This window comes from Nocardioides sp. (assembly GCF_016462705.1).
Lineage (GTDB): Bacteria > Actinomycetota > Actinomycetes > Propionibacteriales > Nocardioidaceae > Nocardioides.
Map to the genome: position 1 here is coordinate 1 of NZ_JAEMSS010000088.1, position 7,509 is coordinate 7,509.

Annotated in this window: 8 protein-coding genes; 6 read left to right on the forward strand and 2 right to left on the reverse strand. The window is 75.2% G+C overall.

The features are described 5' to 3' along the window. The 5 genes from JHD21_RS12330 to JHD21_RS12350 all read left to right on the forward strand — a co-directional run. Positions 1-1,047: hypothetical protein (locus JHD21_RS12330; RefSeq protein ID WP_292675530.1), on the forward strand; the 1,047-nt coding region annotated here is incomplete at its 5' end. After that, entirely contained in the window at positions 1,044-1,676 is a 633-nt protein-coding gene (locus tag JHD21_RS12335) for a DUF4129 domain-containing protein (protein WP_292675534.1), read from the forward strand. The genes JHD21_RS12330 and JHD21_RS12335, both read left to right, overlap by 4 nt. Further along, positions 1,673-2,854 carry a DUF4350 domain-containing protein gene (locus JHD21_RS12340; protein ID WP_292675537.1) on the forward strand — a complete coding sequence of 394 codons (1,182 nt, stop codon included), beginning with the start codon at positions 1,673-1,675 and terminating at the stop codon, positions 2,852-2,854. The genes JHD21_RS12335 and JHD21_RS12340 overlap by 4 nt, the downstream gene beginning before the upstream one ends. Before the next feature lie 137 nt (positions 2,855-2,991). Continuing rightward, positions 2,992-3,912 carry a MoxR family ATPase gene (locus JHD21_RS12345; protein WP_292675585.1) on the forward strand — a complete coding sequence of 307 codons (921 nt, stop codon included), beginning with the start codon at positions 2,992-2,994 and terminating at the stop codon, positions 3,910-3,912. 17 nt (positions 3,913-3,929) lie between these two features. Next, the gene (locus JHD21_RS12350; protein ID WP_292675540.1) at positions 3,930-5,222 is read left to right on the forward strand and encodes a DUF58 domain-containing protein; all 1,293 of its coding nucleotides are present in this window, start codon (positions 3,930-3,932) and stop codon (positions 5,220-5,222) included. A gap of 44 nt (positions 5,223-5,266) precedes the next feature. On the opposite strand, the gene JHD21_RS12355 is transcribed toward JHD21_RS12350, so the two are convergent. After that, positions 5,267-5,764, reverse strand: a complete 498-nt coding sequence (locus tag JHD21_RS12355) for a MarR family transcriptional regulator (RefSeq protein ID WP_292675543.1) — start codon at positions 5,762-5,764, stop codon at positions 5,267-5,269. A 39-nt stretch (positions 5,765-5,803) separates the two neighbouring features. Here JHD21_RS12355 and JHD21_RS12360 point away from each other — a divergent pair, with 39 nt between their 5' ends. Next, positions 5,804-6,724, forward strand: coding sequence for an EamA family transporter (locus JHD21_RS12360; protein WP_292675545.1), 921 nt, complete (start codon positions 5,804-5,806; stop codon positions 6,722-6,724). Between the two features lie 10 nt (positions 6,725-6,734). Here JHD21_RS12360 and JHD21_RS12365 read toward each other — a convergent pair. Next, on the reverse strand, positions 6,735-7,509 hold a 775-nt coding region (locus JHD21_RS12365), incomplete at its 5' end, for a hypothetical protein (RefSeq protein WP_292675548.1).

The window sequence follows — 7,509 nt, forward strand, 5'->3', positions numbered from 1 at the left end:
CCCCCACCGCCGCCGGCCTACCTGCCCGGCTCGGCCGCTCCCGCGCCGTACGCCACCGGTACCGCTCCCCAGACGCCGCCGCCCTGGACGCCTCAGGCGGGCATGCTGGGCGCGGCCCACAAGCCGGGCGCGATGCCGCTGCGGCCGCTGGGTCTGGGCGACATGTACGACGCGGCGTTCCGGGTGATCCGCTTCAACCCCAAGGCGACCGTGGGCTCCTCGGTGCTCGTGGCCGCGGTGACCATGTCGCTCCCGATCCTGGTCACCGCCATCCTCACGGCCACGGTCGACGTCACCCTCGACGAGACCGGCTCGCCCGACAACGCCTCGCTGCTGGGGTTCGCCGGGTCGTTCGGGTCCCTGGGCGTCGGGCTCGTGCTCTTCGTCTTCGGCAGCCTGCTCGTGACGGGCATGGTGTCCCACGTGGTGGCCGCCGCCGCCGTCGGTCGCCGGCTGAGCCTGGGCGAGGCCTGGGCCGCCACCCGGGGTAAGCGCTGGCGCCTGGTCGGCCTGGCCGGGCTGCTGTGGCTGGGCTTCCTGGCCGCGCTCGCGGTCTACGTGGTGGCCTGGGTCGTGGTCGCCATGAACGCGCCCACGGAGCTGGTCGTGGTCTGGGCACTGGTGACGGTGCCGGCGTACGTCGCCTTCATGGCCTGGTTCTGGATCCGCGTCTACTACCTCCCGGTGCCCGTGCTGATGCTCGAGGACGTCGGGGTCTTCGGGGCCGTGGCCCGGGGGTTCGCCCTCACCCGCCGGCAGTTCTGGCGCACCCTCGGCATCGCGCTGCTGACCGGTCTGGTGGTCGGTGTCGCGAGCAACGTGCTGGCGTTCCCGATCTCGCTGGTGGGCCAGGTCGGGTCGATCGCGGTCGGCGGTCGCTATGCACTGCTGGTCCTGATCATCAGCCAGGCGCTGGCGCAGGTGGTCTCGGCGGCGTTCGCCACGCCGTTCACCTCCGCCGTCACCTCGCTGCAGTACCTCGACCAGCGGATGCGCAAGGAGGCCTACGACGTCGAGCTCATGCGCCAGGCAGGGTTGACCGGGTGAGAGCGCCGCTCGGCACGCACCTCTTCGAGCCTCGCGACCCGCCCCTCACCCCCGGCGCGGAGGAGGCTCGGTCCGACCTGCGCCGCGAGCTCCTGCGGCCGGAGTACAACGAGCAGAACCTCGTGCAGCGCCTGCTGACCTGGCTCGAGCGCCAGCTCGGCAACGGCCTGGACGCCGCCGCGGACGCGCCGCCGCTCTCGACGCTGGCGGCGATGGTGATCCTGGTCGGCCTGGTGGGCCTGCTCGGCTGGCTCGTGTCCCGGGCGCGCCGGACGACCCGCAGCCGTGACGACAGCCGGGCGGTGCTGACCGACGAGGTCATCAGTGCCGACGAGCTCCGCGCCCGGGCCGAGGCCGCCCTCGCCGAGGGCCGGCACGAGGACGCGGTGGTCGACGGGTTCCGTGCGGTGGCGACCCGGCAGGTCGAACGGGGCCGGCTCGCCGACGCCCCGGGGGCGACGGCGCACGAGGTCGCGCTGGCGCTCGGCCGCGAGTTCCCCCACCTGCGGGAGCGGGTCGACCGGAGCGGGAGCCTGTTCGACGCGGTGCTGTACGGCGACCGCTCGGCCACCGCCGCCCAGGCGCGGAGCGTGCTCGACCTCGACGACGAGCTCCTGGCGCGCCGATGACGGACACCGCGGAGCGGGCCGCACCGGCGTCCCCGGCGAGCGCGGCCGCCGGGTCCGGACGACGGCGGGGCTTCCTCAGCCGCCACCGCGCGTCGCTGCTGATCGCCCTGGGCCTGGTCGCGGCCGTGGCCGTGGCCGCGCTGACCGGCGGCGCCGACACGACCACGCCCATGGACCCCGACAACGCCGGGCCGGCCGGCACTAGGGCGGTGGCGCGCGTGCTCGACGACAAGGGCGTCGACGTGGTGGTCGCGCGCAGCGCCGACGAGCTCGAGTCGGTGCCGGTCGGGTCCGACACCAGCGTGGTCGTCGTGCTCCCCGCCAACCTCGGCGAGGTGACGGTCGAGCGGCTTCTCGAGCACACCGACGGCGCCGCGCACCTGATCGTGCTGGGCGCCGACATCGGCTCCGCCGAGGCGCTGGGGGCGCCGGTGACGCCGAGCAACGTCGACCTTGGCGAGGGCCGGGACGCCGGCTGCGTCGACCCGCTCTTCGACGGGCTCACCGTTGAGGTCGACTCGGCGCCGGTCTACGAGGGCGGCGACTGCTTCCCCGGCGACCTCGGCGCCCTGGTGCTGCGACCCCGCGACGGGCTGCTGCTCTTCGGGGCCGAGCAGGCCTTCACCAACGACCAGGTGCTGCGCGCCGACAACGCCGCGGTGGCGCTGCGGCTGCTCGGCCAGGACCGGCGGCTGGTCTGGTACGTGCCGTCCCTGGGGGACCTCTCGGCGGGCGAGAGCGTCAGCATGACGAGCCTGCTGCCCCGGTGGGTCTTCCCCGGCCTGTGGATGGCCGGGCTCGCGGTGGTGGCCGTGGTGGTGTGGCGTGGTCGCCGCCTGGGCCCGCTCGCCGCCGAGCCCCTGCCGGTCGTCGTCCGGGCCGTCGAGACGACGCGCAGCCTGGGGCGGCTGTACCGTCGCGCCGGTGACCGCGCGCACGCCGCCGCCGCCCTGCGCCGGGCGGCCCGGACCAGGTGCGCCGAGCGGCTGCGGCTCGGGTCCCGGTTCGACCCCGCCGGGCTGGTCCGCGAGGTCGCGCGGCGTACCGGGCGCCCCGAGACCGAGGTCGCCCGGCTGCTCGACCCGCCCCCCGGCGACCCGGGTCCCACGACGGACCGCGACCTGATCATCCTGGCGCAGGCGCTGGCCGAGCTCGACAGAGAGGTAAAAGGACCGTGACCCAGAGCGATGCCCAGAGCGATGCCCAGAGCGATGCCCAGACCGGTGCCCAGACGGCGGCACAGACGGCGGCACATCCCGGCGAGGCCGCGCGCGGCGGCTCGCCCGACCCGGCGACCCGGGAGCGGCTCGTCGCCGTGCGGGCCGAGGTCGGCAAGGCGGTCGTGGGCCAGGACGCCGCGGTGTCCGGCCTGCTCGTCGCGCTGCTCTGCGGCGGCCACGTGCTGATGGAGGGCGTGCCCGGCACCGCCAAGACCCTGCTCGTGCGCACCCTCGCCGGGGCGCTCGACGTCGGCACCCGGCGAGTGCAGTTCACGCCGGACCTGATGCCGGGGGACATCACCGGTTCGATGGTCATCGACTCGACGGCCGGCGAGCTGAGCTTCCGGGAGGGACCGGTCTTCACCAACCTCCTGCTCGCGGACGAGATCAACCGGACGCCGCCCAAGACCCAGTCGGCGCTCCTCGAGGCGATGGAGGAGGGCCAGGTGTCCGTCGACGGCGTCACGCACCGGCTGCCGGCGCCGTTCCTCGTCGCCGCGACCCAGAACCCGGTCGAGTACGAGGGCACCTACCCGCTCCCGGAGGCCCAGCTGGACCGCTTCCTGCTCAAGGTGGTGCTGCCGATCCCGGACCGCGCCCAGGAGCTCGAGATCGTGCAGCGGCACGCCGCCGGGTTCGACCCGCGGGACGTCCGGGCCGCCGGCGTGACCCCCGTCGCCGGCCCCGACGACATCGCCGCCGGCCAGGCCGCGGTGAAGACCGTCCAGGTCTCGCCCGAGGTGATGGGCTACATCGTCGACATCGCCCGGGCGACCCGGGAGTCCCCTTCTCTCAGCCTGGGGGTGAGCCCGCGGGGCGCGACCGCGCTGATGCGTTCCGCGCGCGCGTGGGCCTGGCTGACCGGTCGCGACTTCGTGACCCCGGACGACGTGAAGGCGCTCGCGCACGCGACGCTGGTGCACCGCCTCGGACTCCGCCCGGAGGCGGAGCTCGAGGGTGTCGACGTGGCCGAGGTCCTGGCCTCGGCGCTCAACTCCGTCCCCGTCCCGCGCTGACGGTCACCCCACCCGTCATGGTCATCACCGGTCGCGTCCCGCTGCTGCTCCTGCTGGGGCTGCTGCCGGTCGTGGCGCGGCCGAGCCCGAGCACGGTCTGGCTGTGGCTGGTCGTGGTGTCCCTGGTCGTCGCGGCCGACCTGCTGCTCGCCCCCGGGCCGGCCACCCTCACCGTCGCGAGGGACCCGGTCGGGGCGGTCCGGCTCGGCCACCCGGCCGCGTCGGTGCTCCGCGTGGGCAACCCCGGCAAGCGCCGGGTCCGGGCGCTGGTCCGCGATGCCTGGCAGCCGTCGGCCGGGGCCACCGGCAACCGGCACCGCGTCGACCTCGCGAGCGGGGACCGGACGACGCTGACCACGCCGCTGCTGCCCCGGCGCCGGGGCGACCTGCCGGCGCTCGGCGTGACCGTGCGGGCCCGCGGACCGCTCGGGCTCGGGGCACGTCAGCGCACGCTCGACGTTCCGGGCGTGGTCCGTTCGCTCCCGCCGTTCGAGTCCCGCAAGCACCTCCCCAGCCGCCTGGCCCGGCTCCGCGAGCTCGACGGCCGCGCCGCGATCCGGGTGCGCGGCCCCGGGACCGAGTTCGACTCGCTGCGTGAGTACGTCCGGGGCGACGACGTCCGCTCCATCGACTGGCGGGCCAGCGCCCGCACCACCAAGGTCGTCGTCCGCACGTGGCAGCCCGAGCGCGACCGCCGCGTGGTGCTCGTGCTCGACACCTCGCGCACCTCGGCCGGACGGGTCGAGGACGTGCCCCGGCTGGACTCGGCCATGGACGCCGCGCTGCTCCTCGCGGCGCTCGCCTCCCGGGCCGGGGACCGGATCGACTTCGTCGCCGGCGACCGGCGGATCCGGGCCCGGGTGCGGTCCGCGCGCGCCCGCGACATCGCGGCGCACCTGCAGGACACCATGGCCGACCTCGAGCCGGTGATCGCCGAGGCGGACTGGGCCTCCCTGGCGGGCGCGGTGACCGAGTTCGGACGCCAGCGCGCCCTCGTGGTCCTGCTGACGCCGCTCGAGCCGTCCGCCGTGGAGGAGGGCCTGCTCCCCGTGCTGCCCGCCCTGACCCGCCACCACCGCGTGGTGCTCGCCTCCGTGCGCGACCCCGAGCTGGAGGTGCTCGCCGGGACCCGCACCACGATCGACGAGGTGTACGACGCCGCGGCGGCCGAGCAGGCGATGGTCCGGCGCCGCCAGACCGCCGACCTGCTCACCGCGGTGGGGGTCGACGTCGTGGACGCCGACGCCGAACGGCTGCCCCCCGCGCTGGCCGACCACTACCTGTCGCTGAAGGCCAACGGGCTGCTCTGAGGGGTTGCGACAGGTCGCGGACCGCGCCGGCCGACGCCGGGGACTCAGCCCAGCGAACGGCCCCACTTCTCCAGCAGCCGAGCGAGGTCCGCCTGCTCCTCCGCGGACAGGCCGGCCAGCAGCCGTCGTTCGTTCTCGACGTGCCGAGGGAAGAGGTCGTCGATGAGCGCGCGGCCCTCGTCGGTGAGGGCGATCGAGCGCGAGCGGCCGTCGTCCGTCGAGACGGTGCGGCTCACGTAGCCCTGCGCCTCGAGCCGGTCCACACGTTTGGTGACCGCGCCCGAGGTGACCATCGTCGTGGCGGCGAGCTCGCCCGGGGTGAGCGCGTACGGGTCCCCTGAGCGGCGGAGCGAGGCGAGCACGTCGAAGTCGCCGTCGGACAGCCCGGCCTCGGCGAACAGCGCCCGGAGCTCGACGTTCAGCGTGTCCGCGAGGCGGTGCAGCCGACCGACGACGCCGAGGGGGCTGACGTCGAGGTCGGGTCGCTCCCGGCGCCACTGACCGAGGATCCGTCCGACGTGGTCGGGGTGCTCGTCACTCATGGGTTGACTCTATCTTCCTTGGAAACTAAATTGTTTTCCATGGAAAGTATCCGCCTCCGCGCTCTCCTCCTCACCGCGGTCGCTCCCGCCGCCTGGGGCACGACGTACGTCGTCACCGACCGGCTGCTCCCGCCCGACCGGCCGCTCTTCGCCGCCACCGTCCGCGCCCTTCCCGTGGGTCTCGTCCTGCTCGCCCTGCTCCGCCGCCGGCCGCACGGCCAGTGGTGGTGGCGAGCGGCGGTCCTCGGCGCCTGCAACATCGGGCTGTTCTTCCCCCTGGTCTTCGTCGCGGCCTACCAGCTGCCCGGCGGGCTGGCCTCGACGGTCCAGGCGGCGTCCCCGCTCGCGGTGATGGCGATGGCGCTCCCCGCGCTGGGTGAGCGCCCGGGTGCGGTCCGGGTCGGCGCGGCGCTGGTCGGTCTGGCGGGCGTCGCGCTCCTCGTGCTGCGCTCCCCAGGTGAGGTCAGCACGCTGGGAGTGGCCGCCGCGCTCGGGTCGGTCCTGGTCTCGGCGTTCGGGTTCGTCCTGATCAAGCGCTGGCCCGCCCCGGTCGACATGCTGACGCTCGTGTCGTGGCAGCTGGTGGCCGGTGGGCTGCTCCTGCTGCCGGTGGCCCTGCTGCTCGAGGGCGCTCCGCCACCGGTAGACGCCCCGGCGGCGGCGGGCTTCCTGTGGCTCGCCGTGGTGGGGACCGGCCTGGCGTACTACTGCTGGTTCCGCGGTCTGAGGACCATGCCGGCGGGCGCGGTCTCCCTCGTCGGCCTGCTCAACCCGGTCGTGGGCACGGCGCTCGGCGTGGTCGTCGCGGGCGAGCTCTTCGGCTGGCCCCAGGCGCTGGGCATGGTGCTCGTGCTCGGCGGCGTGGTCGCCGGGCAGCCCGCGGCCGCAGCCGCGATCCGGGCCCGGCTCCCCCGTCGGAGGGCGCTGGCCGACCGCGCCTGCCTGCCCGACCCGGCGTGACGCCGCCCGGTCACCGCTGGGGTGCCATCTCCGGTGGCCAGTCGGGGAGGTCCGGGAGGTCGTCGAGGTCGATGACCTCGTCGGGCCAGTACGACAGCTCCGGGAGGTCGCCCAGGTCCAGGGTCATGGACTCCATGGCCGACCCGGAGGCGGCGGGCTCGACCGGCTCCTCGTGGCGAAGCGGCTCGAGGGACTCGAACTGGTCGAACGGGTCGAACGGGTACGCCGCGTCCACCGACGTCACGTGGAGGGCCGGCCGCGCGTAGCGGCGGGTGACGACGACCGGTTCGGGGCGTGGCGCGGGGCCGCGCAGCTTCCAGACGACCTCCATGACCACGTCCGGCAGGACGGCGACCACCAGGGCGAGCACGCCACCCAGGGCGAGGCCGGGGGTCGCCCAGTCCGGCCAGGCGGCCGGGTCGACCACCGCCAGCACGAGCGCCGCGCCCAGAGCCAGGCCGCCCAGCACCATCCCGACCCGGCCGATCGCGTTGCGCAGCGCGAACAGCTCGCGCGGTGAGTGCAGCCAGGTGGTGCTGAGCCGGTCCCCGATCAGCGCCGCCGCCTGCTCCTCCTGGGAGCGGCCGTCGCCGAAGCCGCGCAGGACCAGCTTCTCCCCGCGCCCGTGCAGGACCAGGCGCCACCGTCCGCCGCCGGTGAGGACGCTGAACCGGGCCTTCCGTATGTCGGCGCCCAGCAGGTAGGCCGTCTGGTCGGTCTCGTCGCCCTGCCACACCCGCAGCATCCGGGTGCGCAGCTCGTCGGCCCCGCGCATGCGCATGGCG

Coding starts and splice junctions, on each gene's coding strand:
- JHD21_RS12340 (WP_292675537.1), top strand. CDS start 1,673: ATGACGGACACCGCGGAGCGGGCCGCACCGGCGTCCCCGGCGAGCGCG.
- JHD21_RS12350 (WP_292675540.1), top strand. CDS start 3,930: ATGGTCATCACCGGTCGCGTCCCGCTGCTGCTCCTGCTGGGGCTGCTG.
- JHD21_RS12355 (WP_292675543.1), bottom strand. CDS start 5,764: ATGAGTGACGAGCACCCCGACCACGTCGGACGGATCCTCGGTCAGTGG.
- JHD21_RS12360 (WP_292675545.1), top strand. CDS start 5,804: ATGGAAAGTATCCGCCTCCGCGCTCTCCTCCTCACCGCGGTCGCTCCC.